This is a genomic window from Bradyrhizobium sp. 35, assembly GCF_023073215.1.
GTDB lineage: Bacteria > Pseudomonadota > Alphaproteobacteria > Rhizobiales > Xanthobacteraceae > Bradyrhizobium > Bradyrhizobium canariense_D.
The window spans coordinates 1-1,272 of the sequence record NZ_JADPJC010000169.1 but is presented as its reverse complement, the minus strand read 5'-3'; the positions used below and the strand labels follow the sequence as shown (position 1 = coordinate 1,272).

Annotated in this window: 1 protein-coding gene and 1 pseudogene; both read left to right on the top strand. The window is 58.8% G+C overall.

The genetic code is table 11. The features are described from left to right. A pseudogene (locus tag IVB36_RS39570) lies at positions 1–90 on the top strand (IS5/IS1182 family transposase); the annotation flags it as partial. Continuing rightward, positions 87–992: a hypothetical protein gene (locus tag IVB36_RS39565; RefSeq protein ID WP_247395109.1), complete on the top strand. Its 906-nt coding sequence runs from the start codon at positions 87–89 to the stop codon at positions 990–992. The pseudogene IVB36_RS39570 and the gene IVB36_RS39565, both read left to right, overlap by 4 nt. The last annotated feature ends 280 nt before the right edge of the window (positions 993–1,272 follow it).

Genomic DNA, 1,272 nt, shown 5'->3' with positions numbered 1-1,272 from the left:
AGGCGTGTTGCTACTCGCTACGACAAACTTGCCAGAAACTTCTTGGCCGCCGTCCACCTCGCCGCTCTCGTCGCTTATTGGATCAATTGAGTCTGAACCCTAATCCGTTCAATTTCGTCTTTGGCGATGCCGGTGCAAATATGTCCGCATCCGCCGCCGGAGGAAACGACACGTTCGACGACTCTAGCGACGCAACACTCGCTGACCGAAATGTCTTTTCCGGCGATGCTGGCGGGAACATGTCCGGCTCTGCCCACGGAGGGGACGACACGTTCAACAAGACCGGCTTAGGAGGAAGTACGTTCTATGGCGAAGCCGCGGGCGACATGTCTGGTCGTGCCCAGGGCGGCAATGACACATTCCAGGCCTCGGGCACGCAAAACCAAAATCTCTTCTACGGCGATGCTGGCGGCAATATGGGCGATCAGGCTGTTGGCGGCGACGACACCTATTTCGGTGGCAACGTATTTTCCCAGCTCATCAATCAAGCATATGGCGATGCGTCGACTATGTCGGGCCGCGCGCATGGCGGCAATGACACCCTGGTCGGCGGCAATGATCCGAATCCGCATGCCGTGGGCAGCTACGAGACCATTCTCGTCGGCGATGCCCAATCCATGTCCGACTACGCGCGCGGCGGCAACGACAGGCTGGTTAGCGGCACGGGAAACGATGACATCTGGGGCGATGCCCAGATGATGCTCGGCTTTGCCCAAGGAGGGAACGACACGTTCGTGTTCGATTTCGATAACGGGCACGATAAAGTCGAGGACTTCGGACAGGGACTCTCGTATCAGGGCGCCGATCACATCGACGTCTCTGCGCTCGGTGTCGAGAACTTCAGCGATCTGAGCTTCTCACCGTTCGATCCTGTCACGCACGAGAGCACGGTCACGTTCAGTCCAGGCAACGACGTGGTGGTACATAGCGAGCAAGCACTCAGACCTCAGGATTTTATCTTCGCGCCACATCAAGACGGTTTGTTGGCCTGAGCCGTCGCTCAAGACCGCCCGAACGCTCGACATACATTCAGCCTCGTGCCTACTTCAGGGCGCGACGAGGTTATCGGGTTATGATCGGGTCCCAGACAGCGTTCGGTCCCATCCCGTCGTGCTGCATTGTTTTCCGTGTGGACATGCGCAGCTGAAATTTGCTGCGGTGCAGGTCCGGTTGTGTGAAGGGTTTCGGATGCCGGCCGCATGATTGACGGCGCGGCACATTCGGGCGGCCGGCGTCCGAAAGCCTCCAAGGGAGGAAACCGCGCATGGTGGG